Below are 26,220 nucleotides of genomic sequence, written 5' to 3'. Positions count from 1 at the left end.
TTGGGGGCGGCCGGTGTCGGGCGACGTGCTCCGACACCGGCCGCGTCCTCATTCGCTCGCTGCCGGTGTCAGGGAAACGTTCCAGAAGTCGGCGTAGCGTCCGCCGCGGCGCAGCAGCTCGTCGTGGCTGCCTTCCTCCACGATCCGGCCGCCGTCCAGGAAGACGATGCGATCCGCGCGTTGGACGGTCCGCAGCCGATGCGCCACCATCACCACCGTCCGGCCCGCCATCAGGCGCTCGATACCGTCGTGGACGGCCGTCTCGTTCATCGGGTCCAGTGCGGAGGTCACCTCGTCCAGCAGCACGATGGGCGCATTCTTGAGCAGCGCTCGCGCGATCGAGACACGCTGGCGCTCACCGCCTGACAGCAGTGCGCCGCCCTCGCCGACATGCGCGGCCCATCCTCCAGGCAGTCGCTCGATCACCTCGTCCAACCGCGCCGCGGTCGCTGCCGCCCGCACCTCGGCAACGCCTGCGTCGGGGCGGCCGAGACGAACGTTCTCCTCGATCGTGCCGTCGAAGAGATAGACGTCCTGGAAGACGATGGCGATCTGTGCCATCAGCACCTCGGTGCTGATGGCGCGCACGTCGACACCCCCCACGCGCACCACGCCCGCGTCCACGTCGTAGAACCGCGCGAGCAACTGCAGCAAGGTGCTCTTCCCCGCACCCGACGGTCCGACGACGGCGAGCCGTTGCCCCTGCGGCACGGACAACGACGCGTCGGCGATCACCGTGCGGTCGCCATGCTGGAAGGTGACGGAGTCGAACTCCAGGTCGTGGCGTTCCGGATGGATCGGTTCGCGAGGTTCCGGCAGCGGCTCGGTGCGCAACACCGTGTCGAGTCTGGCCAGCTCGGAACGCGCGCCGCGTAGTTGGCTACCGATATCCGCCAGCGACAGCAGCGGATCGGCGCAGCGGGCGGCCAGCACCAGGATCGCCAGAACCTCCGCCGCGCCGATGTTCCCGCCGAGCGCGAGGTAGGCGCCCAGGATCAGCAACCCGGTGAACATCGCCTGCACCGTGAGTGTCAAGCCCACTGCGCCGGGCAGCACCGACAACAAGGTCCGGCGGGACGCGCGCTGGACGTCCCGCAACGAGTCGTCGAGCAACCTGAAGCGTTCGGCGGTCCGGCCGCCGGCTCGCAGCACCGGCTGGGCCTGGAGGTATTCGATGACCCGCCCGGTGGCCTCATGGTCGCGTTCGGCGCGCTCCGCGTCGGTGGCGGCCGTCGAGCGTCCCGTCCAGAGCTGGATCGCCGCCACGATCGGCACAGCGACCAACGCGGCCAGCCCCATGTGCCAGTTGAAGGCGAGCATCACGACAATGATCGTCAGGGGCGTCACACTGGCGGAGATGGACGGTGCCAGCAGATGCGCGATCACGCTCATCGCCTGCAGGACGCCGCCGCTGGCCAGGGCAGACACCTCCCCGACCCGGTTGGCGCTGTACCAGCCGATGGGCAATCGGGCCAGATGATCGCCGAGCCGGTGATACATGCCACGCAACATCGTGGTCCCGACCCGGAAACCGGACAGATCGCTGGTATAGCGCAGCCCCGCATAGACCACGACCACGGCCCCGAACGCGATCAGCGAGGGCCAGGCGGCTGCGGGATCGCTCCCGAACAGCGCCCGCAGCACGGGAACCAGCAGTGCGTAGGACAGACCCTCGGCTACCGCGGCCGTCGTCATCAGGGCGACGGTGCGACGTATCGGCCGGGCGTACTCGGGTCCGAGCACGCGCAGCAGCATGCGAATCATCGGGGCTCGTCTCCTTGCGGTACGCCACTGTGGGTGTCGGTCTCGTCGGCGATCGCCGATCGGTGGGATTGCCAGAACGCGGCGAACCTTCCGTTCCGTGCCAGCAGCTCGGCGGGCCTGCCGCGCTCGACGATCGACCCGTTCTCCAGCATGACGACGGTGTCGGCGTCGGCGACCGTCTCCAGGCGATGGGCGATGACCAGAATCGTCCGATCGCCACCCAGCGTCGCCAGGGCCCGGCGTACCGCCTGTTCGGTCTGCGGGTCGGCGAAGGAGGTCGCCTCGTCGAGCACGAGAACGGGCGTGTCGGCGAGCAGCGCGCGTGCGAGCGAGATCCGCTGCGCCTCGCCACCCGACAGTCCGGTGTCTTCACCGATCACCGACTCGTATGCGCGCGGCAGCTCGAGAATTCGATCATGGATGTTCGCCAGCCGGGCTGCGCGGATGACGTCGTCGCGGTCGGCATGTGGTACCGCCAGGGCGATATTGTCCGCGACCGACGCGCGCAGCAGGCGAACATCCTGGAAGACGAAGGACACTGTCCGGTAGAGCTCCCGGCTGCCGATCTCGCGCAGATCGACACCGCCCAGGGCGACCGAACCGTGGGTCGGGTCGAAGAAGCGCGGCAACAGCTGAACCAGCGTGGACTTTCCGCTTCCCGACGGCCCCACGATCGCGGTGACCGTGCCCGGCTCGAGCACCAGGTCGATCCCGCGCAGCACCTCGTGATCGGCTTCGTAGCCGAACCGAACGTCACGCAGTTCCACCCGGTGTCCCTGTGGTGCGACCGGGTGCGCAGGCTCCGGCAGAGACCGTACGTCGAGCACGTCCTTGATCCGGCCGACCGCGCGCCGGGCGGCCCGCAGATCGTCGAAGCCGTGGCCGAGGGCCGCGACCGGAGCGGTCAGTCCCAGTCCGAGCAGCAGGAAGGGCAGCAGGTCGGCCGGGGCCATGTCACCGTTCGTGATCAGAGCCGCACCGCCGATCAGCACGACCAGCAGAACGAACGGCGGCGACAGCGCCAGTTGCATCCCGGCACCGATCACGGAGAGGCCGCGCACCATCCGGTAGAAGATGCGGGCGAAATCGTCTGCGGCCGTGCGGAATCTGTGGTGGGCGCGCTCGCCTCCGCCGAACGCCTTGACCACCGAGATGCCCTGCACGAACTCGACGACGGAACTCGCGATCCGTCCCATCGCCGCGTCGAAATCCTCCTGCTCGCGCAGCCGGGTCGGGGTCATCATCAGCGGGACCAGCGCCACCGCAAGCACCACCGGGATCAGCGTGATCAGCGTGAGCCGCCAGTCGATGGTGAACAAGTAGATCAGCGACACCAGCGGCACCACGAACGCGGAGATGAGCTCGCCGGGAGCGTGGGCGATGAACGGGTGCATGGCACTCACGTCCTCGCCCACCACCTTCGCCAGCTCGCCGGTCCGGCGCCGGGAGAACCAGCCGATCGGTACGCTTCCCAGCCGCGCGGCCAGTTGCCGGCGAAACGACAGTTGCACCTGGCCGTCGAGAAGGTGTCCGATTCCGGACGACGCGGCCGTGAACAGCAGCCGGACGAACAGGCCGACCGCACCCGCGATCACGACGATCCGGACATGACCGTGATCGATGGGGCCGGGCGCCAGCAGGGTACGACCCAGTTCGACGACCGCCAGCAGCGGTGCCAGGCCCGCGACAGCGCCGATGACCTGCAGGATGACAACGGCGGCGAAACTCCGGAGATGCGGGCGCAGCAGCCCTGCCATGCTCGGCCCCGCCGCGGAATCGGCACCCGGTGGTGATGTGGACCGCTCCCTCGCCTGGGCAAGGTCGGTGGCGTTCATCGCTCTCCCGTTTTCGTCAATCTCGTCGTGATCGGGCATGTGGCCGAGCCGATGGTGGATGAGGACAGGGTTCGAGGGCCTGGCCTAGGCATCGGTCCGCTTCTCCAGCCGGCTGCCACGCGGCAGGGTGACGGCCATGATGTTGCTGGGGATGTCCAGCTCGATGCGGTGCCATCGCCCGCGCGGGACGATGGCGGCGGTTCCGGCCGGCAGTCTGATCTGTTCCTCCTCCTGTCCCGGCCGCTCCGGGCGGAGGTAGAGGCGTATCTTCCCGATGAGGCAGGACACGATCTCCTCGGCCTCGGGGTGGACTTCCCGGTGGCCGGCCTGGTCGCCCGCGACGAGCTCACTCGGCCAGGGCGCGGCGCAGGGTGGCACTGAGTTCGGCGATCTGCCGCTGTGACACCTCGGCGGACAGGATCGCCTGTGACCCGTGGAAGGTGCCGGGCCACTGGTGCAGCTCGACCGACACGCCCGCCTGCAGCAGGCGCAGCGCGTAGGCGATGTCTTCGTCGCGGTTCGGACACAGCTCCGCGGTGGCGATGTAGGCGGGGGGCAGTCCGGACAGGTCGGTGGCCCGCGCCGGGGCGGCGTAGGGCGTGGCGGGAGTGGAGCCCAGGTAGTGCCGCCACGCTGAGGTGATCTTGTCGCGATTCATCCAGGGTGTGTCGGTGAAGTTCCGCGCCGACCACGTCTCCTGCCGGTCGTCGAGTCCGGGCTGGTTGAGCAGCTGGAAGTGGATCTGCGGTCCCTGCTGGTCACGTGCCCGCAACGCCATGCCGGCCGCGAGCCCCGCGCCTGCGCTGTGGCCGCCGACCGCGATCCGCTCCGGGTCGATGCCGAGCTCGGCGGCGTGCTCGGCCGTCCAGGTCAGTACGGCGTAGGCGTCGTCCAGGGCGGCCGGGAACGGATCCTCGGGGGCCAGGCGGTAGCCCACCGAGATCACCACCGCGCCGGAGCCGTCCGCGAGCCGGGCGGCCCACGGATGTTCGGTGTCCACGTCGCCCATGACGAATCCGCCGCCGTGCAGCCAGACGATGGCGCCTTGTGCCTGGTGCGGGCGATAGATCCGCACCGGAACGTCCGGATCGGCGGGCACTGTGCGGTCCTCGACCTCCATGCCCACGGTGTCCGGTGCCGGCACCGCGGTGGCCAGGCCGGCGAAGCTCTTGCGCGTGGCGGCCGGGTCGGTCAGGTCGGTCTTGGGGAACAACGGGATGAATGCTTCCAGTTCGGGATCCATGTCGGCCATTCTCACGGTCGCCACCCCTGAGATCATCCGCCACCTGTCGGGCATCCTGCCCATATCGCGCGCCGGTCGTCGCGTACCCTCCTGCCATGGAGGCACTGGCCGTACGGCTGTCGCAGCTCGATTCGGAGATCGAAGGTGCGATCCGGGTCGTCATGTTCTACGACACGCTGATGCGCCGGCGGGTGGATCTCCCGGCGCTCGCCCGGGCCTCGGCGGGCCTGGCCGAATGCGTGGCCGGGATTCGGCTCCACGGCACGGGGCGGGTGATCCGCATGTCGCCCGACGGCCGGGAGGTGTCCGACGCGCCCGGCGGTGGCGCCAGGTCCGCCCCGCCGTCACCCGCGTCCACTTCGGCGCCGATCACGCTCGACGAGGAGGAGATCGGCACGGTGTGGCTGGAACGCCCCGGGGCGCCGAGTCAACTCGACGAAGTGGTGCTGGACCGGCTCGCCATCGCCACCGCGGCGGTCGTCGAGAGGTACGGCCCGGCCCGCACCACCATGGCCGACCCCGCCCTGGTCGAACTGGTGATCAGCCCCGACAGCGACGAGGCGGCCAGAGCCCGGGCGCTACGACTTCTGGGGTTCGCCGCCGACCTGCCCGTCCGCGTCCTCGCCGTACGGTCACACCTTCCGCTCGACCAGGTCGGCGGCCTGGTCTGCCCGGCCCGCCTCGTCAAGGCGGCACCACTCGCCGACGTGGGCGTCATCCTGGCCACCGCCATGGACCCGGCCCGGTTCCCGGCAGGCGTACGCGCGGGCATCGGCGCCGCCGACAGCCCCGACCGTTCCTGGCAGGAAGCCCGCACCGCCCTCCGCTTCACCACTTCACGCGAACCCGTCATCCGATACGACGACCTGGGCGCGCTGGCACTCCTGGCCGAGGTGCCCCAGGACGCTGCCCGGCACAACGCCGACGTGGCCGCGATCACCCGAATGGCCGGGAGCCCTGAAGATCTGGAGACGCTGGACGCCTACTGCGCCACCGGCTCGCTGCGTCGGGCCGCCGACCTTCTCCACCTGCACCACAGCAGCATCGCCCGCCGACTCGAACACATCGGCAAGACCCTGGGCATCGAACTCGCCGAGCCCACCGGGCTGACACGGGCCAAGCTCGCCCTCACCGCATGGCGGTTGCTGAACGACTAGATCGACAGATGGGTCGTACTGGACGGTTGCATGGCTTCCAATACATAGGTATAGCATGCTGGACATGCGACCAGTATCTGAAGAGGACCTGACGGCGCGCGCACGCATCCGCGATGTCGCGATGGCGCTGTTCGCCGAGCAGGGGGTCAGGGCCACCACGATCCGCGGGATCGCCGAGGCGGCGGGAGTCTCCCCCGGCCTGGTGCAGCACCACTTCGGCACCAAGGAGGAGCTGAGGCAGGCATGCGACGCCTATGTCCTCAGTTATGTTCGCGAGCAGGTCAGCGCGGGCGTCGCCGGCGGCAACCTGGAAACGCCGGAGTTCATCGAGACCGTCCATCGGACCGCGCCGCCGCTGATGAAATACCTCGGCCGGGCCCTCGTGGACGGCTCACCCGGAGCCGCCGCCATGTTCGACGAGCTCGTGAGCGTGACAGAGGAGAGTCTGGCCCGCGGCGACCAGTCCGAGGCCGACCACCGCGCCCGCGCGACCTTGCTGACGGCGATGAAGCTGGGCATCACCGTGCTGCACGAGCATGTCTCCCGTGCGCTCGGCACGGACCTCTACGCCCCGCAGGGCGCGCTGCGCGTGGGCAAGGCCCAGCTCGACCTGATCAGACCGGAATTCCTCGGCCGCGAGCTGTTCGAGCAGGCGCGGACGGGCCTGGAGAAGTTCGAGGGACAACAGTGAACACCGCGGTGCGCGCGGACGCCCTGGTCAAGGCCTTCGGCCAGACCAGGGCCCTGGACGGGCTCGACCTCACCGTCAAGACGGGCGAGGTGCACGGCTTCCTCGGCCCCAACGGCGCGGGCAAGACCACCACGATCCGTATCCTGCTCGGCCAGATGCGCGCCGACGGCGGCCGGGTCGGGTTACTCGGCGGCGATCCCTGGAAGGACGCCACAGAGCTGCACCGAAGACTCGCCTACGTGCCCGGCGACGTCACGCTGTGGCCGTCGCTGACCGGCGGCGAGGTCATCGACCTGCTGGGCAGGGTGCGCGGCGGCCTCGACCCCAGGCGGCGCGCCGAGCTGCTTGAGCGCTTCGAGCTCGACCCGCGCAAGAAATGCCGCACCTACTCCAAGGGCAACCGGCAGAAGGTGGCGCTGGTGGCCGCTTTCGCCTCCGACGTGGAGCTGCTGGTGCTCGACGAGCCGACCTCGGGCCTTGACCCGCTGATGGAGACGCTCTTCAACGAGTGCGTCCTGCACGAGAAGCGCAACGGCCGCACCGTGCTGCTGTCCAGCCACATCCTGTCGGAGGTGGAGGCACTGTGCGACCGCGTGAGCATCATCCGCGCAGGCCGTACCGTCGAATCCGGCAGCCTGGCCGACCTGCGTCATCTCACCCGCACCTCGGTGAGAGCCGAGCTGATCGGGCCCGCGCCCGGCCTGGCCGCGCTGCCCGGCGTGCACGACCTCGCCGTGGACGGCGACCGGCTGCGCTGCCAGGTGGACGGCGACGCGCTCACGCCGGTGCTCGCCGAGCTGGCCCGCGTCGGCGTGCGCACGCTGACCACCCAGCCGCCGACGCTGGAGGAGCTGTTCCTGCGCCACTACGAGGGAGCCACGAGATGACCGGCACCCGGACACTGATCCGGCTCATCGTGCGCAGGGATCGCGTGCCGCTCCTGGTGTGGATCGCGATCAGCGCGGTGCTGCCGGCGGGCATCGCCTCCTCCACCACGGCCCTGTACGCTGACCAGGCCGCCCGCGACTCCTTCGCGGCGGCCTCGATGACCAATCCCGCGCAGCTGGCCACCCGCGGCCCCATCTACGACGCGAGCGTCGGCGGCCTGACCGCCTGGACGCTCGGCTCGTCCCTCGCGCTGATCGGCGGGCTGATCAGCGTCCTGGTGATGATCAGGCACACCAGGGGCGAGGAGGAGACCGGCCGACGGGAGCTGCTCTCCTCGGGAGTCATCGGCCGCCACGCCCCGCTGGCCGCCGCGCTCGCGGTCGTGCTCGCCGCCAACCTGCTGCTGGGCCTGCTGGCGGTACCCGCCCTGGCCGCCGACGGGCTGCCCGTGGGCTCCTCCCTGCTGTTCGGGCTCTCCATCGCCGCGGGCGGCTGGGCGTTCGCGGCCGTGGCCGCCGTCACCGCGCAGCTCACCGCCTCATCCGGTACGGCACGCGGCATCGCGATCGCCGCCGGCGGCCTGCTGTTCGCGCTGCGGTCGCTGGCCGACGCCGGCGGCATCGGATGGCTGGCATGGCTGTCGCCGTTCGGCTGGGTCCGGCTGACCAGGCCCTACGCCGGCGACCAGTGGTGGGTGCTGGGGTTGGTCGCGGTGTTCGTCATCGCTCTGGCCGCGGCCGCGTTCGCGTTGTCCACGCGGCGTGACGTGGCCGGCGGCCTGGTCCCCGCTCGCCCCGGACCCGCCACCGGGGCGCTGTCGGGTTCGTTCGGCCTGGCCGCTCGCCTGCACCGGGGCACGCTCGCGGGCTTCGCGATCGGTTTCGGCCTGATGGGCGCGCTGCTCGGCGTGGCGGCGCGCGGGCTGGACGCCCAGTTGGACACGCCGCAGTTCCGGGAGCTGGCCGCGACCGTCGGCGGCGCCGACGCCCACCTCTCGGATGTGTTCTTCACCTTCGTGATGTACGTGCTCAGCCAGCTCGTCGCCGCGGCGGCGCTGGTGTCGGCGCTGCGGGCCCGAGGCGAGGAGGCGGCGGGCCGGGCGGAGCTGTTGCTGTCCACCCCGGTCGGCCGCCTGCGCTGGGGGCTGAGCCACCTGATGTTCGCCCTCGCGGGCCCCGCGCTGCTGCTGGCCGCGCTGGGCGCCGCGGCGGGACTCACCTACGACGGCGACCTGGCCCGCGTCACCGCGGCCACGCTCGCCTACCTCCCCGCCGTCTGGACCGTCGTCGGGATCGCGACGCTGCTGTTCGGCGTGCTGCCCCGGCTGGCGACGGCCGTGAGCTGGACCGTGCTCGGCCTCTTCCTGCTGGTGGACCTGCTGGCGGAGTTCAGGCTGGCCGGCGGATTCGTCCTGGAGCTGTCGCCGTTCGTGCACGTACCGGCGATGCTGCTGGGCGACGCCTCGTCACCGGTGGTGCCGCTGCTTGGGCTGACTGTGGTGGCGGGGGCCCTCGCGGCGGCGGGACTGGCGTTCCTGCGCCGCCGCGACCTGGCGCCTTCCGCCTGAAGCCGTTCTCGTGGCGCACTGACAGCGGTCTCACCGACACCGCGAGGCACGGCTCCTCCTCTATACTCAAAACCATGGCTATTCATATTCATGACTAGCATGAGCATGTGCAGGCGCGGGAGGTGATCCGATGGCGTTGCGGCACGCTGTCCTGGCGGCCCTGCTCGACGAGGAGCTGAGCGGCTACCAGCTGACCAAGGCGTTCGGTCTGGGTGTGGCGAACTTCTGGCACGCCCAGCCACAGCAGCTGTATGCCGAGCTGACCCGGCTGGAGCAGGACGGGCTCGTCACCGGCCGGGAAGTGATCCAGGACACCAGGCCCAACAAGCGCCTGTTCCGGGTCACCGACGCCGGCCTCGCCGAGCTGGAGCGGTTCACGGCCCTCACCGCCAAGCCCTCCTTCATCCGCGACGACCTGATGGTCAAGGTCCAGGCCGCGGACCACGTCGACACCGGGACTCTGATCGCCCAGCTCGCCGAGCGCTCCACCTTCGCCGAGGCCAAGATCGGCGTGCTGGACGGGCTGCTGCGCACCATGCGTGGCGATCGCACCGAAGAGGAGTTCCTGCGCCACGGCGAGCGCATCGGCCCCTACCTGACCTGCCTGCGTGGCCTCGCCTTCGAGCGAGGCAACCGCGACTGGTGCGAACGCGCGGCCACCGTACTGCGAGAAAGGCAAGGCGCCCATGACCGGCAGTGACCACCGTTACCTGCGCTATGTCGCCCTGGGCGACAGTCAGACCGAGGGCGTCGGCGACGGCGACGACCACGCCGGCCTGCGAGGCTGGGCCGACCGGCTCGCCGAGCACCTCGCGCGGCACAACCCCGGCCTGCAGTACGCCAACCTGGCCGTACGAGGACGCCTGGCCGGCCAGGTTCACGCCGAGCAGCTCGCCCCGGCCCTGGCCCTGCATCCCGACCTGGCCACCGTGTTCGCCGGGGTCAACGACCTGTGCCGGCCGCGGTTCGACGCCGACGAGGTCGTCGGCCACCTGGAGGCGATGTTCGCGGCGCTCACCGGCCAGGGCGCCCGGGTTGTCACGCTCACCTTCCCGGACCTGACCCGGATCATCCCGCTCGCCCGCCCGCTCAGCTCCCGCATCCCCGCCTTCAACGACCGCATCCGCGACGCGGCCCGCCGCCACGGGGTCGTGGTCGCCGAGACCAGCGACCATCCGGTGGTCACCGATCCCCGCCTGTGGAGCCCGGACCGGCTCCATGCCAGTCCGGCCGGTCATCAGCGCATCGCCGCCGCCGTCGCCCACGCGCTCGCGCTGCCCGGCAGCGACGACTCCTGGACCCACCCCCTGCCGCTGGAGACGGCCTCGTCCGCCCGCTGGCACGCCGAGCTGCGCTGGGCCGCCGCCTTCCTCGGCCCGTGGCTGGGCAGACGCCTGCGCGGCCGCTCCTCCGGAGACGGTCGCACGGCCAAACGCCCGAGCCTCCTGCCCTTGCCCTGAGGTCAGCGGCCGGCGAGCACCTCGGCGAGCCGGTCCATGGACTCCCGGCCGCCCCTCGCCCCGTCCGCTCGCACGATCGCGTCGCGGGCCTCCACCGACTGGTGCACGGACTGGGCCACGTACTTCGTCCCGCCCGCGGTCTCGACGAGGGTGACGGTCTCCAGCGCCACGTCGCCCGGCCAGCCCTCGAACGCCCACGTGCGCACGAACCCCTCCGGCGCGACCACGTCGTGGTAGACGCCGCCGAAGCCGTACTCCTTGCCGTGGGCGTCGATGTTGACGTAGCGCCAGCGGCCGCCGGGCCGGACCTCCATGCGGTCCACCCGGGTGCTGAGGAAACGCGGCCCCCACCAGCGCGGGAGCAGCTCCGGGTCGGTGACGACCCGGAACACCAGCTCCCGGGGCGCGTCGAAGACGCGGCTCATGACGATGTCCTGGCGGCCGGGTTCGATGACGAACTCGGTGTCACTCATGGTCGCCCTTCCTTGGCCTGGATCTGCTTGATCTCCTGGTCGAGGCGGTCGAACCGGTCGGTCCAGCGGTCGCGGTACTGACCGATCCACTCCGAGGCGTCGTCCAGCGGGGCCGTCTCCAGGCGGCAGGGCCGCCACTGGGCGTCGCGCCCCCTGCTGATGAGCCCCGCCCGCTCCAGCACCTTGAGGTGCTTGGAGACCGCCTGAAGGCTCATGTCGAACGGCTCGGCCAGCTCGTTGACCGTCGCCTCGCCGTCGGCCAGCCGGGCGAGGATCGCGCGGCGGGTCGGGTCGGCCAGGGCGGCGAAGGTGAGGCTGAGCTGGTCGTCCGGCATCCGGTGTTCCTTGGAGGTCAGTAGTCGACGATCGCGCCGCAGGAGATGTTGACGGTCGCCGAGGTCATGGTCCTGGCCCGGTCGGATGCCACGAACGCGGCCACGTTCCCCACGTCGGCCAGGGTAGCGGTCCGCTGCAGCAGGGTCGATTCGCGCAGGCTCGCGGTCAGCTCGTCCTTGGCGGCGAAGCCTTCGGGGAGGCTCTCCGGCACGCCGCCGGTCACCATGGTGACGACACGGATGCCGTACGGGCCCGCCTCGCAGGCCCACTGCCGCCGGATGCCCTCCATGGCGTCGAGCGCGACCTTGAAGCCGCCCAGCCCGGGCACCGTCTGGGGGCCGCTGCCCCCGAACATGAGGATCGCCCCGGACCTGCGCGGGATCATGTGCTTGACGGCGGCCCTCGTGGTCAGGAACTGGGTTCGCGTTGCGGTCGCGATCGGCTGCGCGAAGTCCTCGGCGGTGATCTCCATCAGCGGCCGCTGCACGTCCTGGATGTCGATGGCGTTGAAGGAGACGTCGATGCCGCCGGTCCGCTCGGCGACCGAGTCGGCGAAGGCGTTCACGGCATCCTCGTCGAGCGCGTCGACCTGCGTCGTCTCGGCCGTGCCGCCGGCTGAGCGGATGTCGGTGGCGACCTTGTCGAGGGTGTCGGGTGTGCGACCGGCGAGGAAGACGCGGGCGCCCTCGCGGGCGAAGGCCCTGGCCGCCGCGCCGCCGATCGAGCCGCCGGCGCCGTACACCACAGCGATCTTGTTCTCGAGGAGCATTGTATTCAACCTCTCGGTTTATCAACCTGTAGGTTGAACATACGATCCACTGCCGAGCCCGTCAAGAGGAGCCCGAATGCAGAGCGGGGCGCCGTGGGAGAGACGGAGCCGGCACCGCGTGGACTCGCCGCCCGTGGCTGGAGGGTGTGGCGAGTCCCTGCTGGTCAGATGCTGGTGGAGCGGTCGTGGTCTTGGGGTTGTTCGTGGTCTTGGGTAGCGGCCCAGGTGGACAACAGGCGCAGGGAGTCGGCGCTGGGGGTGTCGGCGGCGGCGATGTAGACGAGGAGGGTGAGGCCCGGGTCGGAGGGAAGGGGCATGGCCTCGAAGTTGAGTTCGAGGTCGCCGACGGCGGGGTGGTGGAGCCGTTTGACGCCGGTGCGGTGAAAGCGGACGTTATGGTCGGCCCAGCGCCGGCGGAAGGTCTCGCTGCGGGTGGACAGTTCGCCGATGAGTTCGGTGAGCGCTTTGTCGTGGGGGTTGCGTCCTGCTTCGGAGCGCAGGATGGCGGCGATGTCGTCGGCGGTCTTGTCCCAGTTGGTGAAGAACTGCTGGGAGGCGGGGTCGAGGTAGACGAAGCGGGCGGTGTTGGCGGGCCGGCGGGGGTCGGCGAGCATCGGGGAGTACAGGGCGCGGGCCATGCGGTTGGCGGCCAGCAGGTCGTGGCGGTCGTTGCGGATCCAGGCGGGGGCGTCGGTGATCGCGTCGAGGATCTGCTGGAGGGCGGGGCGCACGCCCCGGGCGGCGCTCTTGCGGGGAGCTGCGGTGCGGGGGCCACAGCGTCGGGCGAGGTCGAACAGGTGATCACGCTCGGCCTCGTCGAGCTGCAGAGCTCGGGCGAGGTTGTCCAGGACGCTGTCGGAGGCGCCGGCGAGGTTGCCGCGTTCGAGGCGCACGTAGTAGTCGACCGAGACGCCGGCCAGCATCGCGACCTCCTCGCGACGCAGTCCTTTGACCCTGCGGTTGCCGCCGAAGACCGGAAGGCCGGCCTGCTGCGGGGTGAGGCGGGCCCGCCTGGAGCTGAGGAATGCTTGGATCTCGGCTCGATCGTCCATGTGTTCACGGTATGCGAGCTGCTCAGTGGCCAGACAGGTACTGGCGTTACCTGGAACGGCAGGCACTCCCGCTGGCCGGCAAAAGAACGTTTGCTGGAGCCGGACCGGCGCAAGAGGCCGGCCTTCACCCCGGCGCCTGGCGTCTGGCGTCTGGGTAGGAGCTTTTCGACGTTATCCAGCTGGAGCGATATGCGCGCGACATTCATGTACGGGGCCGGTGACGTGCGGATCGAGCAGATCCCCGACCCGGCGCTCCAGGAGCCGACCGACGCGCTGGTGCGGGTCGTGCGCTCCTGTGTCTGCGGGTCGGACCTGCACCCGTACCACACCATGCCCGCCTCCTCCGAGCCCAGTCCGATGGGCCACGAGTTCGTCGGCGTCGTTGAGGACGTCGGCTCCCAGGTCGCGACGCTGCGCCGCGGCGACTTCGTGATCGCCCCGTTCGCCTGGTCGGACGGCACCTGCGAATTCTGCCGCCAGGGCCTGCAGACCTCCTGCCTGCACGGCGGATTCTGGGCCAGGGACGGGATCGGCGGAGGCCAGGCCGAAGCGGTGCGCGTCCCGTTGGCCGACGGAACCCTCGTCAAGGCTCCCCTGGCGGAGGACGCCGAGGACTCGGCGCTGCTGCCGGGGTTGTTGACCCTGTCGGATGTGTACGGGACTGGCTACCACGCGGCCAAGCGGGCCCATGTGGGCCGGGGCGACACCGTCGTGGTGATCGGCGACGGGGCGGTGGGCCTGCTGGCCGTGCTGTCGGCCCATCAGCTCGGCGCCGAGCAGATCATCCTGATGGGCCGCCACAAGGCGCGCACCGACCTGGGGCGGGAGTTCGGCGCCACCGACGTGGTCGCCGAACGCGGCCAGGAGGGCATCACCAAGGTCCGCGAGCTCACCGGCGGCCACGGCGCCGCCAAGGTCCTGGAGGCGGTCGGGCACATGCCGGCCTACGAGCAGGCCATCGGCGTCGTCCGTCCCGGCGGCGTGATCTCCCGGGTCGGGGTGCCGCAGTACGACGAGGCGCCGGTCGGGTTCGCCAGCCTGTTCGGGCCCAACATCACCCTGACCGGCGGCCCTGCCCCTGTGCGGGCCTACATCGAAGATCTGATGCCGGGCGTGCTGGAGGGCACCGTACAGCCGGGCAGGGTCTTCGACGTCACCATGGATCTCGACGAGATTCCCGGCGCCTACCGCGCCATGGACCGGCGGGAAGCGCTCAAGATCCTCATCCGGCCCTGACCCGGCCTTCCGGCAGGGGGAAACCTCATCCAGCAGCGAACGGAGCGGAAGCACACATGGCGATCAGCGACGCGGCACGCCGCAACCATGAGGAGCTGTTTCCGGGCCATGTCTCGACACTGGCGCGGACCGATCCCGAGCTCGTCGAGGTCTTCGACAACTTCGCCTTCGACGAGGTGTTGCGCCACGGGAACCTCGACGCCCGGACCAGGCTGATCGTCCAGCTCGCCGCCATGATCGGTTGCCAGGCCGTGAGCGAATACCGGGTGATGCTCGGCGCGGCGCTGACCGCCGGCGTCACCCCGGTCCAGGTCGAGGAGATCGTCTACCAGGCGGTGCCGTACGTGGGCATGGCCAAGGTGTTCGATTTCCTGCACGTCACCAATGAGGTGCTCACCGAGCGGGGCGTCGAGCTGCCCCTGCCCGGGCAGTCCACCACCACGCCCGAGACGCGAGCCGAGCGGGGCCTGGCGGTCCAGAAACAGATCGTCGGCGCGGAGAGGGTCGATGCGCTCTATGCCTCCGCCCCCGAGGACGAACAGCACATTCAGCGCTTGCTGTCGGCCAACTGCTTCGGCGACCACCTCACCCGCACGGGCCTCGACGTGCCGGCTCGCGAGCTGCTGACCTTTGCCATGCTCGTCTCGCTCGGCGGATGCGAACCGCAGGTCAAGGGGCACGTGGCCGCCAACCTCAACGTCGGCAACGACCGGAACCGGCTCATCACGGTGCTGACCGCGCTCATCCCCTTCATCGGCTACCCGCGCACCCTCAACGCGCTGCGCGTGCTCGACGAGGCCACCCTCACGAGGGAGGACCAGTGACGGCGCCTGCTACCGCGGTACCAGGGCTGCATCTCGGCCGGTGGCCTGCAGCGGGACGTCACCTTCGCCGACCCATCACCCGCACCTGAGCAGGAGTAACCCATGGAACACCGCCGTCTGGGACGCACCGGCGTCTCGGTCAGCAACCTGTGCCTCGGCGCCATGATGTTCGGCGAATGGGGCACCAAGGACCACGACGAGAGCATCCGCGTCATCCACCGCGCCCTGGACGCCGGCATCAACTTCATCGACACCGCCGACGTCTACTCCGACGGCGAGTCCGAGGTCATCGTCGGCAAGGCCCTGGCCGGCGGCCGCCGCGACGACGTCGTCCTGGCCAGCAAGGTGCACATGCCGATGGGCGAGGACCTCAACCGGCGCGGCAACTCCCGCCGCTGGATCATCCGCGAGGTCGACGACTCGCTGCGCCGGCTCGGCACCGACTGGATCGACCTCTACCAGATCCACCGCTACGACCCCGACACCGACATCGACGAGACGCTCGGCGCCCTGACCGACCTCGTCCGGACCGGGAAGGTCCGCTACGTCGGCCACTCGACCTGGCCGGTCTCGGCGATCGTCGAGGCCCAGTGGACCGCCCGCGAACGCGGCCGGGAACGTTTCACCTGCGAGCAGCCGCCGTACAACATGCTCGTGCGCGCGATCGAGGCCGACACGCTGCCCACCTGTGCCCGCCACGGGATGGGCGTCATCTCCTACAGCCCGCTGGCCGGCGGCTGGCTCACCGGCCGCTACCGCAAAGGCACCGAGTCGGAAGGGCCGTTCTCCGCGGCCCGGCGACGGCTGGCCAACCGCTTCGATCTGTCGCTTCCGGAGAACCAGCGCAAACTTCAGGCCGCCGAACAGCTCGCGGAGCTGGCCGAGCAGGCCGGGCTGACGCTGATCGAGATGGCCATCGCGTTCGTCCTGCGTCACCCCGCCATCACGTCGGCGATCATCGGCCCCCGGACCATGGACCACCTCGAATCCCAGCTGTCGGCCGCCGCCGTCGAGCTGCCGGAGGACATCCTGGACCGCATCGACGAGATCGTGCCGCCCGGACTGACCATCAACCCGGCGGAGAACGGCTGGGTCAGCCCGGCCCTTCAGCCCACCGCACGCCGCCGCTGAGCACGAGGAGGCCACCGTGGAGATCCTCTCCAAGCAGCCGTCGGCCAAGGGGCCGGCCGAGACGTTCACCGGTGACGTCTGGTTCGACGTCATCTACCGGGGCGAGGAACCGTCCCGGATGCGGGTCAACGTGGTGCGCTTCTCCCCCTGCGCCCGTACCGCCTGGCACCGCCACGTCATGGGGCAGACCCTGCACGTCACCGAGGGCATCGGACTGGTGCAGGCACGCGGCGGCGAGATCATCGTCATGCGCCCGGGCGACACCGTCTACACGCCGCCGGGGCAATGGCACTGGCACGGCGCCTCCCCCGACCACTTCATGACCCACCTGGCCATGTGGGAAGGCGCCGGCCAGGACGACGTCCCCGAGACCGAGTGGGGCGAGCCGGTCACCGACGAGGAATACCACCCCCAGCCCACCCCAGACACTCGCTGATCGCGAACCGCACAGACGTCGATCGCGCCGCGGACGCTGACGCCTTCAAGCCGAGCGCCTGGCAACCCGGATGGACGTAGATGCTGTGCTCAACCCCGCAAACGCCGGGCGGGCCGACACCGCTGAGGCGGATACCCAGCCGAGCACCTGGCCGGTGCTCGTGTCGCGGGCCACGTAACGCAGGTGCGGCAGCCCGGCCGCGATGAGTTCACGGAACCGACGGGTACGTCCAGATCCTCGCCTGAGCCGTCGCCTCGGACTCGGGACTCCAGCACCCGAGGTGGCCGTCTTCGGCACCCGATCACCGAGCCTGAAACTCAGTCCGAACGTCGCCGCCCCGCCTTCGCGCGCAGCACTTTCCCAAAGTATTTTTGCAAAAATACTTTGGGAAAGCCGGTTGGTGGATCTACCCTTTGGCCATGGTCAGCGAAGAGCACAAGCGCGTTCTCGACCCTGAGCAGGATGCCGCCGCGCTGAAGGCGCTCACGCACCCCTTGCGCATCCGGCTGCTCGGGTTGTTGCGGCAAGACGGACCTGCGACCGCGAGCGAACTCGCGGTCAGGACCGGAGAGACCTCCGCGTCCACCAGCTATCACCTGCGGGTTCTGGCGAGATATGCGTTCGTCGCCGAGGCCGAGCACTGCGACAGGCGAGAGCGCCGCTGGCGGGCGGCGCACTTGGTGACGTCCTGGAGCAACAAGGAGATGGACGCCGCGCCGGAAAGCCGCGCCTTCGTCAGCTTCGCACGCAGGCGGCAGATCGAGCACCTGGAGGCGTCCCTTGCCCGGCATGAGGCTGACATCGCCGCCGGGCGGCTCAGCCAAGAGTGGCTGGAACCATCGGATATATCCGACCTGCTGCTCCGGCTGACCCCCGAGTCTCTCACCGAGCTGCGGCAGGTGCTCGATCGGAAAGTGGAGGAACTGGCCACCCGTGACGCGGACGACCCACGCGCCGCGCAGGTGGTCTTCCTCATCGCCGGACTGCCCCTCGCACCGCACGATCTCGCCCTGGATCCGGACACCTCCCTCCCGGCGTCTGCGGACGGGGACACATTGTGACCAAGCCGCTGAACATGCGCGCCGCACGTCGCCGCTATGTCACAACCTGTGTGCTCTTCTGGCTTCCGGTCGGTTTGACCATCGCGCCCCTGATCCTGCTCTTCACCGAACGGGGCATGTCCCTCGCGGCCATCGCCGGCTTTTTCGCCGCGCACTCTTTCACCGCCGCCGCGCTGGAGCTGCCCACAGGGGGACTGTCCGACGTCCTTGGACGCCGAACCGTCCTGGCCGCCGCCGGCGTGCTGAACCTGACCGCTCTCATACTTCTGGGTCTGGGCGCCACACCCTGGGTGCTCACCTGCGGCATGGCCCTCATGGGCGCGGGCCGAGCCCTGTCCAGCGGGCCGGCCGAGGCCTGGTACGTCGACATGGTCCATGCGCAAGCCGGCCCTGGCGCCGACCTGCGCACCGGTCTGGCCCGGGGGAAGTCCGCAACATCGGCTGCGCTCGCCGCCGGCACCCTGCTCGGCGGCGCCGTGCCCTGGCTGCTGGCAACCGGCCCGGACGTGGGTACACGGCTGAGTGAAGCAACCTCCGGCCTGGTCCTTCCTCTGTCGATCCCGCTGCTGGTGGCCGCCGCGATCGAGATCGCCTTCGTGCTGTACGTCCTGACAGCTCTGCGCGAGCCACCTCGGCCGGCGGCCACTCTTCGCGGCGTACTGCGAGGTATCCCTGTCACCGTCGCAGACGGACTGCGCCTGGGCGCACGCGACGCGCTGGTCCGCCGCATCCTCCTCAGCGCGGGGGCCGCCGGCAGTGCCCTGGCCGCCATCGAACTGCTTACACCGGGCCGCGTCGCGACTCTGACCGGCGCATCCGAGTCCGGCGCGATGGTCTTCGCCTCGCTTGCTTGTGCCGGTTTCCTATGCTCCGGCCTCGGGAGCCACCTCGCTCCGCTCATCGCACGCCTGACAGGCAGCGGCGAGCGCGCGGTCCTGGCAAGCCTTGGAACCAGCGCCATCGGACTGCTACTCCTCGGCGCCACCGCAGCATCCACCGGCGTACCAGCGATGGTCCTCGCCGCCATCGGCTTCGGCCTGGTATACCTCGGCCGCGGCTCTGCGAGCCCGAGCGAGAACGACCTCCTGCACCGCCGTGTCACAAGTGCGGGCCGCGCTACCGCCTTATCCGTCCAGTCTCTGGCTCTGCAACTGGCCGGCGCCCTCACTGGCTTACTCATAGGTGTCCTGCCGCCCGGCCCGATTCCCTGGCTGCTGGGAGGCACCGCATTGCTTGTGGCAGCCCTCCTGTGGATCCACCGCGGCAAACCTACTTCTGCGACCGCCTCGGGAATAGCCCAGCACACCCTGGTCTCGCCGTCTCGGAGCAGGGATGCTCCGCCCCGCATCTGACTGATGGATCAGAGGGTGCTTACGGCAAGTCTGGATCCACTTGCCAGCCCGAGTCGTCGGCCCCTGCCGCTTTCGCGCCTAATTGGTCTGAATTCGGGACGGTCGACAGCATCGCGGCGCGCGGCGCGAGCTCGGGCCCTCTGGCCCGACGACACCCGGATCAGTATCCGGCCAGAGCCCGCTTCAGACCACCTCAGGGACCCAGCTTTACCGGCTTACCCGGAATCAGCACGGCGACATCGTGTCCGACCTGCAGTGGGCCTTCGGCGCCGAGCTCGCGCAGGAGCTCAAGGGGATCGACCTACCGGCCTTCGAGGGCTACCTCGGGTTCATCTGGGCCTGCTCCACATAGCGTCCCGGCTGCGACGTGCTGCTGTCCCGACCCTGGCTGCTGGACCCGCGCCAGAGCACCCCGCCCATGAGCCCGCGGCGACCGCTCCGGCTTGGCCGGGCCTGGACGCGCCGTCCGGTACCCGGGCTGGACGACGGCGAGAGTCATCCACCGCGAACATCTCCCGGTGGGTCGCCGATGAAGAGGTTTCAACGCCATCCTGCGGTACGTGCCCTGGTCGCCCCCTCGGGCAACGGATCATCTGTCGCAGCAGGCGCGGCGCGGTGGACACGGATGAGTGCGACCACAGCGTCGGCGGTGCGGTCGAGGTAGCTGCGTCCATCGGGCAACCGCGCCTCCGGGCTGATGTAGCTGCGCCGCCCCATGTGAGTGGCAGGGTCGAGGCCGTGCGCAGTGATCTTTCCCGCTCGGACGGCCCGGTTCCATCCACTGCGGCGGAACAGCCGCCAACGCTGAGGGAAGATCCAGGTGCAGACCCGCTCGATGCAGTCGCTGTCGCTGGTGAGCTGATACAGATGATGGGCGTGGGTGAGATCGTTGGCACCGTTGTGGAACCCGCCGAGGGTGATCAGCAGGAGCGGGGCACGTAGCTGGGTGTGCAGTTCCTCAACCGCGCCGGTGGCGACCTGGGCGCCACCGCTGTAGCTGAGCAGCACTACGGGTATGCCACTGTCGGGCTGGTAACCGGCCAGGCGCAGCTGCTCGGCGATCTGGGTGCCCACGGCGCGGTTGTACAGGGGACGGTACCGGCGGTCGGCGGCGACGAAGATCTGCATGACGTTGTGCAGGAAGAGCAGGAGCCCGATGCGGTGGCGAAGCCACTCCCACACAGGCCGGTTGACGAGCGGGTCGGCCAGCGGAGAGTAGGGCTGCACCTGCCCCAGCACCCGCAGTTCCGGCGCTTTGGCGATCAGGGCCTTGACCAGCTGGCCCCCGTCCCGGGTGTCGGTGAAGCGACGTTTCCCGATGCCGTCCAGATAGACCAGGTAGGCGTCCGGAGGACGGCCGGGGTCCGCACCCCGGGCGTAGGGCATGTCCTGCGGGAGCTCGGCAGCAGGAGTCCGCCAGCCGGCGGTGTAGGCCATCACCTCGTAGCGGGCGAGCAGCGCTTCGGCGAGCAGGACCGGACCGAGCACCAGGACAAGGAGCGGGAACTCGATCATGTGATCACCGCCTGCGCCCCGGTGGCACTGATCTTCACGACCAGGCGCCGAACCACCTCGACGGCGGCGCCGAGCCCGACTCCGGCGACGGCCAGGCAGCCTGCGGCAGGCCACCAGCCCAGCCCCGTCGTCGCGGCGAGCGGGGCGACCAGGCCGGCCCCGACCCCCACGAAAAGCAGCAGGTGCAGCAGGGGTCCGAGCAGCGGGAACGCGAGGACGGCGGCGAGCAGCAGCGGGGCAGCCAGGCCGGGTGTCCAGGTCGACGCGGCGACGCCTGACAGCGGAGGAGACAGCACCAGCTCGGCGAGGGTCCATGCGGTCAGTGGCCACAGCGCGAACACAGCGCCCTCGACCACGGCACCGGTCAGGAGTAGCTGGATCGCATGGGGCCGCGACACGCTGGGCCGGCGAGCTATCAGGGGCAGGATCCGTCCGGCGGACTCGGACAACCCGGCGAACAGCAGCAGGACGACCACGACGGGTGACATCGCTCAGCGCTCCTGTGGCGAACCCGCCGGAGCAGGCCGGCTGCTCCGGCCGACCCGGTGCAGGTAGCGCTCGAGTTCGTCGGCGGCGCGCAGATAGCCGCCGGCCTCGCGCTGGGCGACCTGCAGGCCTTCAGCCGCGGCCTGGAAGCGTGGCTCGTCGAGCAGGCGTCGGGCGAGGGCGTTCACGGGTCCCGCGGCGGCGTCCTGGGTACGGATCGACAGGCCGGCGCCTAGCTCGACAACCCGCCGGGCAACGAGCGGCTGATCCGCGCCCTGGGGAACCACCAGCACCGGAACCCCGGCGTACATGGCCTCGTTGACGCTGTTCATCCCACCGTGAGTGACGAACAGCGCGGCACGGGCCAGCACCTCAGGTTGCGGTACGAAGCGGCGAGCGAGCACGTTGTCCGGCAGCGGATCCAGCGCGGCCGGATCCGTCTCTCCGGTGGAGATGATCACGGTGCCGCCCAGCGGTGCGAGCGCGGTGGCGAAGGTGCGCAGCAGCTGCGGGCCGGCATTGAACACCGTGCCCAGTGAGGCGTACAGCACCGGGGTTCGCAGGCGGTCGGCCGGGAACGACGGGTCGGGTGGGCGGGCGCCAAGGCTTGGGCCGACGAACTTGTACGACTGATCGAAGGCGTCGACGCCGGGCTGGAACGCGCGCGAGGTGAAGACCAGGTTGAGCGGCTGACGTGCGTTCGCCAGGTCGAGCAGGGGCAACCCACGGGTGTCGTAGCGGCGGTGCAACTGCCACCGCGACCGCAGGTAGCCCTGGACATTGCGGGGCCGGGTCGCCGCCGCGGCCAGCAGTTCCCACGAGGCGCGGGTGGGGCTGGGCGCATGCCGGCTGAACGCGAACGTGGTGAACGCCGATGCCGCCGGCACCTCGAGTTCGCGGGCGGCGACCGCGCCCCAGGGGCAGGCCGCGCCGTGGACGATCAGGTCAGGCCGGACGTCACGCAGATCGGAGAGCACAGCGGGCAGCAGGCCGATGGAGGTGCGCGCAAGCCCGTCCAGCAGCGTGACCGGCATCGGCGGATCGGGGAGCGGTCGGTCACCCCCGGGGTAGAGGCACACCGTCGCACCGGTGGCCTCGATCTCCTTCGCGAACGCGGGCGAGGTGTGATAGGTGACGGAGTGGCCGCGACGAACAAGCTCGGCCACGACCGGCAGAGTCGGATTGATGTGTCCGCGCATGGGGATGTTGACGAACGCGATGGTTCTCATCGGCCGACCTTCGATACGGGAGTGGTTCGTGCCTCGCCAAGGCCGGCCGATGTCGCAGGAGGACCGTCGACCCAATACAGCCCGGGCCCACTGATGCGCAGGCCGTCGAGAAAGCAGCCCGCCGCGAGGGCAGCAGTGTTGATCAGCCGCTGGGAGTGGCCGAAGTCCCACGGAGCCGGCCAGGTGTCGATACCGGTCGGCAGCACGACGGTCGGAATCTGTTCGGATACCTCGTGCAGGTCGCGCTGGATCTGGTGGTACAACATCAGCAGACCTGCTCTGGAGGCGACTGCGCGGGCCCGCCGGGACGGGATGGCTGGACGCAGCGGCCAGCTCTGCGGCCCGGTCGACAGCACCACCACGCTGGCCGCCCCGGCCTGCAGGGCCGCCCGTACCGGCACAAAGGCGGCTACCCCGCCGTCGACGAGCGTCCGGCCTTCCCGATCCACCGGGGGCAGGACCCCCGGTATGGCGGCGCTGGCCAGCAGCGCGGACTCGAGATCTCCGTGGTCGAGCAGCGCCAGGTCGCCGGTGGCCAGATCCGTGGCCACCGCGGTGAAGGGGATCTCCAGCTGTTCGATCCGCGACGGCAGCCCGGCCCTGGCGATCAGCCTGCGCAGTCCGCGATCGGCGAAGATGCTGGCCCGTGAGGACAGGTAGCCGAGCGGAAACACCTCACGGCGACGCACGTGGGTCCACATGAGCTCCAGCCATGGTGCGGCCTTGCCGGGGTGGGCGGCCGCGATCGCCCCGTTGAGGGCGCCCACCGAGGTCCCGATGATCAGGTCCGGGACGAATCCTCTCTGCTCCAACGCGTACCCGACACCAACCTGCGCAGCCCCGAGCACTCCCCCGCCCCCTACCACCACCGCCACGGGACCGGGAAGGGTGCCCAAGCCCACCGACTTCGGGACCTCGCCCGGTCGCCTCGAGGAACGCAGCCCGTCGTCGCCCGTCATGGCTTGACACTGCTCATCACCGCGACCACCTGGCGAGCCACCCCCGCTGACGCCATCAGGAGCCAAGGAGGCCACTCTCCGGCGATATGTAACCTTCATGGTCCGTCCTCTCTCACCACGGCGCCTGATTGGATTCGTTACTCGACTAAGACCGGGCGGCCACGCCGGCTCAGGGGCCGCTCCGCGTGGAAGGTGCCGCTCTGCGATCAGGCGAGGTCGGCGAGGTCCTCCTCGGTGAGGGTGATCGACCGGGCGGTCAGGTTCTCCTCCAGGTGAGCAACGGAACCGGTACCCGGGATGGCCAGGGTGACCGGGGACAGCGTCAGCAGCCAGGCCAGGGCGATCTGATGGACGGTGGCGCCGTGCCGTTCGGCGACCTTGATCAGATTGGGGTCGTTGATGTCGGCCCTGCCGCCGCCGAGCGGAAAGAAGGGGACGAAGGCGATACCGGCCTGCGTGCAGGCGTCCAGGACGGCCGTCTCGTCACGATTGGCGATGTGGAAGTTGTTCTGGACGGCCGCGACAGGAGCGATCGTGCGGGCCTCGGCGAGATGGCCGGCATCGACGTTGCTGATGCCCAGGTGACGGATCAGGCCCTCCTCGCGCAGCGCGGCGAGCACCTCGAAGCGTTCGGCGAGCGACTCTCCGTGCGGGGGTTCCATCGTGCCGATGCGCAGGTAGACCAGGTCAAGGCGATCCAGGCCCAGGCTTTCCAGGTTGGCTTCGACCTGAGGCCGAAGATCGGCGGCGGTGCCCTGGCCGGGGCCGTCGGGGCCGAAGACCGGGCCGACCTTGGTGGCGATGACCAGGGCGTCCGGGTACGGGGAAAGGGCCTCGCGGATCAGGATGTTGGCCCGCACCGAGCCGTTCTGGCTGCGATAGAAGTCGGCGGTGTCGACGAGGTGGACACCGAGCTCGACGGCGCGGCGCAGGACGGCGCGCCCGGACTCGGGGTCCCGAGCGGGGCCGCCCGGGCTGCCCTGGGGCAGGCGCATGGCGCCGAAGCCGAGGCGGTCGATCGTCAGGTCGCCGCCGAGGCGGAACTGGTTGGTCATGTCACTCCTCATGATGTGGTGCCGGTGAGAAGACGGGACCGTCACTTCGGTCGTCGTCGGTCGGTGATCACGGCACTCCCGTTGGCCCCACTCGCTGCCGTGTGTTTCCTGCTGCATGAAGGCGGCGACGTCCGCTCGGCTGGTTTCCTTTCACCGGCAGCCGGTCCCCCGCGCTGTATGTGCTTTCGTCGACCGCAGCGGCGGGCGGTAGATCAGCTTCTGCGTGGTGCTCGACCGGTCGACGGTGTGGCCGGCACCGGGCGACGGCAGCCGCTCCAGGCGGGAGACGCCTCGGGCACACCGCAGGCCATTGCGGTACTGGATCCTCGACGAAGGTGACCGTCTCCTCGATCGGCGCCCGGCCCGTACGGACGTAACCCACCGTGACGTCCTCGTACCCGATCGACATGCCGCAGTAGAGGATGAGCCCGTCCGGGGGCGACAGGACCTCCGCGACGGTCTTGCGATACACCGACCACGCCATCTGTGGGCAACTGTGCAGCCCTTCTTCGCGCAGCAGCAGCATGACGGTCTGCAGGAACATGCCGAGGTCGGCCCATTGGGGCGGCTCCATGTCGCGGTCGATGTAGCAGAACAGGGCGGCGGGCGCGCCGAAGCACTGCCAGTTCGCGGACGCGGCCCTCTGGCGCGCCTCCCAGTCCTCGCGCGCGACACCGAGTGCGCCGTAGCGCTGCGCGCCGAAGGCGGATCGGCGCTCGCGGTACGGGGACTTCAGTGCGGACGGGTACATCTCGTACTCCCGCTCGTCCCAGGCATCGCGCGCGGCCACGCGCTCGCCGGCGCGCTTCTTGAGCTCGGCCAGCGGAGCGCCGGTCATCACGTAGACACGCCACGGCTGGAGGTTCGATCCGGACGGCGACCAAGCCGCCGCGGACAGCACGCGCTCCAGCACCTCCCTCGAAACAGGCTGGTCGGTGAAGCCGCGAACCGCCCGTCGGCTCGTGACCGCCTCATAGACGTCCACGATCGTCCCCTCCCTCTCAGTTCGACGTGGTTGCTCCGTTACATTCACGACAGTATCAATCACGATGGTATCAATCAATACTATCTGCGAGTCATGGGCCTATCGTGAGGAAGGTCACTCGTACCGGAACCGACCGCGAACGTCCGCGTACAGGCCGGCCAATCGGACCGGGGCCGGGGCGTTGCCGAGTTGCTCGGCGGCCTTGGTGTACAGCTCGGTCACCCGGCGCTCGGCGGCGTCGTGCGTGGTGGCAAGCTCCTTATGCCGCTGCAGGCGCACCGCCAGCATCAGCGTCACTGCCACACCGATGCCGGCCGCGGCCGCCAGCGCGGTACGGGCAGCCTCGATCCGAGCGAGTCGCGGACAGCCTGCCGCCGTTCCTGGTCAGAGAAGTCAGTACGCACCACGAACAGGGCATCGGCTTTGGGTGACAAGTCCATGGACGATTTTTCGAGGCAGAGCCATACCCAAGGCGGTGCTGCCGAGGGTCGCCCTGTCGAACCCGGCTTCGCTGAGACGGCAGCCGCGCCATTGCCGGGAGATGCCGGAGTTCGGCCGCCACAGCCCCACCTACCAAAGGAGGACCCGTACCCCACCGGGGGAGAACACAGAGCGACCGCGCGCCCGATGTGGCAGATCGGGCGACCGGGCGAAGCTGACCGGCATGAACACCTCAGCCAAGCGAATCCTTCTCACCGTCGCCGGCGCCCCGAGCC

At 70.0% G+C, this 26,220-nt stretch carries 27 protein-coding genes; 12 read left to right on the top strand and 15 right to left on the bottom strand.

What is annotated here, in order from left to right:
- Positions 1-48: 48 nt before the first annotated feature.
- The 4 genes from V5E28_RS43360 to V5E28_RS43345 all read right to left on the bottom strand — a co-directional run bounded on the left by V5E28_RS43360 (position 49) and on the right by V5E28_RS43345 (position 4,866).
- The gene (locus V5E28_RS43360; protein WP_336215917.1) at positions 49-1,764 is read right to left on the bottom strand and encodes an ABC transporter ATP-binding protein; all 1,716 of its coding nucleotides are present in this window, start codon (positions 1,762-1,764) and stop codon (positions 49-51) included.
- The gene (locus V5E28_RS43355) at positions 1,761-3,599 is read right to left on the bottom strand and encodes an ABC transporter ATP-binding protein (RefSeq protein WP_336215916.1); all 1,839 of its coding nucleotides are present in this window, start codon (positions 3,597-3,599) and stop codon (positions 1,761-1,763) included. The genes V5E28_RS43360 and V5E28_RS43355 overlap by 4 nt, the downstream gene beginning before the upstream one ends.
- An 84-nt stretch (positions 3,600-3,683) precedes the next feature.
- Positions 3,684-3,977: a cupin domain-containing protein gene (locus tag V5E28_RS43350; RefSeq protein WP_336215914.1), complete on the bottom strand. Its 294-nt coding sequence runs from the start codon at positions 3,975-3,977 to the stop codon at positions 3,684-3,686.
- Positions 3,946-4,866 (bottom strand): alpha/beta hydrolase, encoded by a 921-nt coding sequence (locus V5E28_RS43345; protein WP_336215912.1) that lies wholly within the window; start codon positions 4,864-4,866, stop codon positions 3,946-3,948. The genes V5E28_RS43350 and V5E28_RS43345 overlap by 32 nt, the downstream gene beginning before the upstream one ends.
- Positions 4,867-4,937: 71 nt before the next feature.
- On the opposite strand from V5E28_RS43345, the gene V5E28_RS43340 reads away from it, so the two are divergent.
- The 6 genes from V5E28_RS43340 to V5E28_RS43315 all read left to right on the top strand — a co-directional run bounded on the left by V5E28_RS43340 (position 4,938) and on the right by V5E28_RS43315 (position 10,605).
- Positions 4,938-5,999 carry a PucR family transcriptional regulator gene (locus V5E28_RS43340; protein ID WP_336215911.1) on the top strand — a complete coding sequence of 354 codons (1,062 nt, stop codon included), beginning with the start codon at positions 4,938-4,940 and terminating at the stop codon, positions 5,997-5,999.
- 64 nt (positions 6,000-6,063) lie between these two features.
- Positions 6,064-6,690: a TetR/AcrR family transcriptional regulator gene (locus tag V5E28_RS43335; protein ID WP_336215909.1), complete on the top strand. Its 627-nt coding sequence runs from the start codon at positions 6,064-6,066 to the stop codon at positions 6,688-6,690.
- Complete coding sequence (locus V5E28_RS43330; RefSeq protein ID WP_336215908.1) at positions 6,687-7,577, top strand: ABC transporter ATP-binding protein; 891 nt, start codon at positions 6,687-6,689, stop codon at positions 7,575-7,577. Before V5E28_RS43335 ends, V5E28_RS43330 begins: the two co-directional genes overlap by 4 nt.
- On the top strand, positions 7,574-9,145 hold the full coding sequence (locus V5E28_RS43325) for an ABC transporter permease (RefSeq protein ID WP_336215907.1): 1,572 nt from the start codon (positions 7,574-7,576) through the stop codon (positions 9,143-9,145). Before V5E28_RS43330 ends, V5E28_RS43325 begins: the two co-directional genes overlap by 4 nt.
- Positions 9,146-9,275: 130 nt before the next feature.
- Positions 9,276-9,845, top strand: a complete 570-nt coding sequence (locus tag V5E28_RS43320; protein ID WP_336215906.1) for a PadR family transcriptional regulator — start codon at positions 9,276-9,278, stop codon at positions 9,843-9,845.
- A complete protein-coding gene (locus tag V5E28_RS43315) occupies positions 9,832-10,605 on the top strand; it encodes an SGNH/GDSL hydrolase family protein (RefSeq protein ID WP_336215904.1) in 774 nt (257 codons plus the stop codon). Before V5E28_RS43320 ends, V5E28_RS43315 begins: the two co-directional genes overlap by 14 nt.
- 2 nt (positions 10,606-10,607) lie before the next feature.
- Here the strand turns inward: V5E28_RS43315 and V5E28_RS43310 are convergent, their stop codons facing one another.
- The 4 genes from V5E28_RS43310 to V5E28_RS43295 form a co-directional block, all read right to left on the bottom strand.
- Positions 10,608-11,078: an SRPBCC family protein gene (locus V5E28_RS43310; RefSeq protein ID WP_336215903.1), complete on the bottom strand. Its 471-nt coding sequence runs from the start codon at positions 11,076-11,078 to the stop codon at positions 10,608-10,610.
- Positions 11,075-11,413, bottom strand: coding sequence for an ArsR/SmtB family transcription factor (locus V5E28_RS43305; protein WP_336215901.1), 339 nt, complete (start codon positions 11,411-11,413; stop codon positions 11,075-11,077). The genes V5E28_RS43310 and V5E28_RS43305 overlap by 4 nt, the downstream gene beginning before the upstream one ends.
- A 17-nt stretch (positions 11,414-11,430) precedes the next feature.
- Entirely contained in the window at positions 11,431-12,183 is a 753-nt protein-coding gene (locus V5E28_RS43300) for an SDR family NAD(P)-dependent oxidoreductase (protein WP_336215899.1), read from the bottom strand.
- 164 nt (positions 12,184-12,347) lie between these two features.
- Entirely contained in the window at positions 12,348-13,235 is an 888-nt protein-coding gene (locus tag V5E28_RS43295; RefSeq protein WP_336215898.1) for a helix-turn-helix transcriptional regulator, read from the bottom strand.
- 189 nt (positions 13,236-13,424) lie between these two features.
- Between V5E28_RS43295 and V5E28_RS43290 the strand changes: the two genes are divergently transcribed.
- From V5E28_RS43290 to V5E28_RS43265, 6 genes are all read left to right on the top strand, one after another.
- A complete protein-coding gene (locus V5E28_RS43290) occupies positions 13,425-14,471 on the top strand; it encodes a zinc-dependent alcohol dehydrogenase family protein (protein WP_336215897.1) in 1,047 nt (348 codons plus the stop codon).
- Between the two features lie 56 nt (positions 14,472-14,527).
- The gene (locus V5E28_RS43285; RefSeq protein WP_336215895.1) at positions 14,528-15,295 is read left to right on the top strand and encodes a carboxymuconolactone decarboxylase family protein; all 768 of its coding nucleotides are present in this window, start codon (positions 14,528-14,530) and stop codon (positions 15,293-15,295) included.
- Between the two features lie 102 nt (positions 15,296-15,397).
- Positions 15,398-16,426, top strand: a complete 1,029-nt coding sequence (locus tag V5E28_RS43280; protein WP_336215894.1) for an aldo/keto reductase — start codon at positions 15,398-15,400, stop codon at positions 16,424-16,426.
- A gap of 16 nt (positions 16,427-16,442) precedes the next feature.
- The gene (locus V5E28_RS43275; RefSeq protein WP_336215892.1) at positions 16,443-16,862 is read left to right on the top strand and encodes a (R)-mandelonitrile lyase; all 420 of its coding nucleotides are present in this window, start codon (positions 16,443-16,445) and stop codon (positions 16,860-16,862) included.
- Positions 16,863-17,281: 419 nt separating this feature from the next.
- Positions 17,282-17,923 (top strand): helix-turn-helix domain-containing protein, encoded by a 642-nt coding sequence (locus V5E28_RS43270; protein WP_336215890.1) that lies wholly within the window; start codon positions 17,282-17,284, stop codon positions 17,921-17,923.
- Entirely contained in the window at positions 17,920-19,275 is a 1,356-nt protein-coding gene (locus tag V5E28_RS43265; protein ID WP_336215889.1) for a hypothetical protein, read from the top strand. Before V5E28_RS43270 ends, V5E28_RS43265 begins: the two co-directional genes overlap by 4 nt.
- A 540-nt stretch (positions 19,276-19,815) precedes the next feature.
- Here the strand turns inward: V5E28_RS43265 and V5E28_RS43260 are convergent.
- The 7 genes from V5E28_RS43260 to V5E28_RS43230 form a co-directional block, all read right to left on the bottom strand.
- Positions 19,816-20,790, bottom strand: coding sequence for a hypothetical protein (locus V5E28_RS43260; protein ID WP_336215887.1), 975 nt, complete (start codon positions 20,788-20,790; stop codon positions 19,816-19,818).
- Positions 20,787-21,278, bottom strand: a complete 492-nt coding sequence (locus V5E28_RS43255) for a hypothetical protein (RefSeq protein WP_336215886.1) — start codon at positions 21,276-21,278, stop codon at positions 20,787-20,789. The genes V5E28_RS43260 and V5E28_RS43255 overlap by 4 nt, the downstream gene beginning before the upstream one ends.
- A 3-nt stretch (positions 21,279-21,281) precedes the next feature.
- A complete protein-coding gene (locus V5E28_RS43250; RefSeq protein ID WP_336215885.1) occupies positions 21,282-22,505 on the bottom strand; it encodes a macrolide family glycosyltransferase in 1,224 nt (407 codons plus the stop codon).
- Complete coding sequence (locus V5E28_RS43245; protein ID WP_336215884.1) at positions 22,502-23,464, bottom strand: patatin-like phospholipase family protein; 963 nt, start codon at positions 23,462-23,464, stop codon at positions 22,502-22,504. Before V5E28_RS43245 ends, V5E28_RS43250 begins: the two co-directional genes overlap by 4 nt.
- 206 nt (positions 23,465-23,670) lie before the next feature.
- Entirely contained in the window at positions 23,671-24,519 is an 849-nt protein-coding gene (locus V5E28_RS43240) for an aldo/keto reductase (RefSeq protein ID WP_336215883.1), read from the bottom strand.
- A 67-nt stretch (positions 24,520-24,586) separates the two neighbouring features.
- A complete protein-coding gene (locus V5E28_RS43235) occupies positions 24,587-25,504 on the bottom strand; it encodes a nitroreductase (protein ID WP_336215881.1) in 918 nt (305 codons plus the stop codon).
- Positions 25,505-25,618: 114 nt separating this feature from the next.
- A complete protein-coding gene (locus tag V5E28_RS43230; protein ID WP_336215879.1) occupies positions 25,619-25,801 on the bottom strand; it encodes a hypothetical protein in 183 nt (60 codons plus the stop codon).
- Between the last annotated feature and the right edge of the window lie 419 nt (positions 25,802-26,220).

The organism is Nonomuraea sp. LPB2021202275-12-8 (genome assembly GCF_037044575.1).
Taxonomy (GTDB): Bacteria; Actinomycetota; Actinomycetes; order Streptosporangiales; family Streptosporangiaceae; genus Nonomuraea.
This window is presented reverse-complemented; position numbering and strand designations above follow the sequence as displayed.

What these genes read in the sequence shown, in the direction of transcription:
- V5E28_RS43360 (WP_336215917.1), bottom strand. Translation starts at nt 1,764, where the DNA reads ATGATTCGCATGCTGCTGCGCGTGCTCGGACCCGAGTACGCCCGGCCG.
- V5E28_RS43355 (WP_336215916.1), bottom strand. Translation starts at nt 3,599, where the DNA reads ATGAACGCCACCGACCTTGCCCAGGCGAGGGAGCGGTCCACATCACCA.
- V5E28_RS43340 (WP_336215911.1), top strand. Translation starts at nt 4,938, where the DNA reads ATGGAGGCACTGGCCGTACGGCTGTCGCAGCTCGATTCGGAGATCGAA.
- V5E28_RS43335 (WP_336215909.1), top strand. Translation starts at nt 6,064, where the DNA reads ATGCGACCAGTATCTGAAGAGGACCTGACGGCGCGCGCACGCATCCGC.
- V5E28_RS43325 (WP_336215907.1), top strand. Translation starts at nt 7,574, where the DNA reads ATGACCGGCACCCGGACACTGATCCGGCTCATCGTGCGCAGGGATCGC.
- V5E28_RS43320 (WP_336215906.1), top strand. Translation starts at nt 9,276, where the DNA reads ATGGCGTTGCGGCACGCTGTCCTGGCGGCCCTGCTCGACGAGGAGCTG.
- V5E28_RS43315 (WP_336215904.1), top strand. Translation starts at nt 9,832, where the DNA reads ATGACCGGCAGTGACCACCGTTACCTGCGCTATGTCGCCCTGGGCGAC.
- V5E28_RS43310 (WP_336215903.1), bottom strand. Translation starts at nt 11,078, where the DNA reads ATGAGTGACACCGAGTTCGTCATCGAACCCGGCCGCCAGGACATCGTC.
- V5E28_RS43305 (WP_336215901.1), bottom strand. Translation starts at nt 11,413, where the DNA reads ATGCCGGACGACCAGCTCAGCCTCACCTTCGCCGCCCTGGCCGACCCG.
- V5E28_RS43300 (WP_336215899.1), bottom strand. Translation starts at nt 12,183, where the DNA reads ATGCTCCTCGAGAACAAGATCGCTGTGGTGTACGGCGCCGGCGGCTCG.
- V5E28_RS43295 (WP_336215898.1), bottom strand. Translation starts at nt 13,235, where the DNA reads ATGGACGATCGAGCCGAGATCCAAGCATTCCTCAGCTCCAGGCGGGCC.
- V5E28_RS43290 (WP_336215897.1), top strand. Translation starts at nt 13,425, where the DNA reads ATGCGCGCGACATTCATGTACGGGGCCGGTGACGTGCGGATCGAGCAG.
- V5E28_RS43285 (WP_336215895.1), top strand. Translation starts at nt 14,528, where the DNA reads ATGGCGATCAGCGACGCGGCACGCCGCAACCATGAGGAGCTGTTTCCG.
- V5E28_RS43280 (WP_336215894.1), top strand. Translation starts at nt 15,398, where the DNA reads ATGGAACACCGCCGTCTGGGACGCACCGGCGTCTCGGTCAGCAACCTG.
- V5E28_RS43270 (WP_336215890.1), top strand. Translation starts at nt 17,282, where the DNA reads ATGGTCAGCGAAGAGCACAAGCGCGTTCTCGACCCTGAGCAGGATGCC.
- V5E28_RS43260 (WP_336215887.1), bottom strand. Translation starts at nt 20,790, where the DNA reads ATGATCGAGTTCCCGCTCCTTGTCCTGGTGCTCGGTCCGGTCCTGCTC.
- V5E28_RS43255 (WP_336215886.1), bottom strand. Translation starts at nt 21,278, where the DNA reads ATGTCACCCGTCGTGGTCGTCCTGCTGCTGTTCGCCGGGTTGTCCGAG.
- V5E28_RS43250 (WP_336215885.1), bottom strand. Translation starts at nt 22,505, where the DNA reads ATGAGAACCATCGCGTTCGTCAACATCCCCATGCGCGGACACATCAAT.
- V5E28_RS43245 (WP_336215884.1), bottom strand. Translation starts at nt 23,464, where the DNA reads ATGACGGGCGACGACGGGCTGCGTTCCTCGAGGCGACCGGGCGAGGTC.
- V5E28_RS43240 (WP_336215883.1), bottom strand. Translation starts at nt 24,519, where the DNA reads ATGACCAACCAGTTCCGCCTCGGCGGCGACCTGACGATCGACCGCCTC.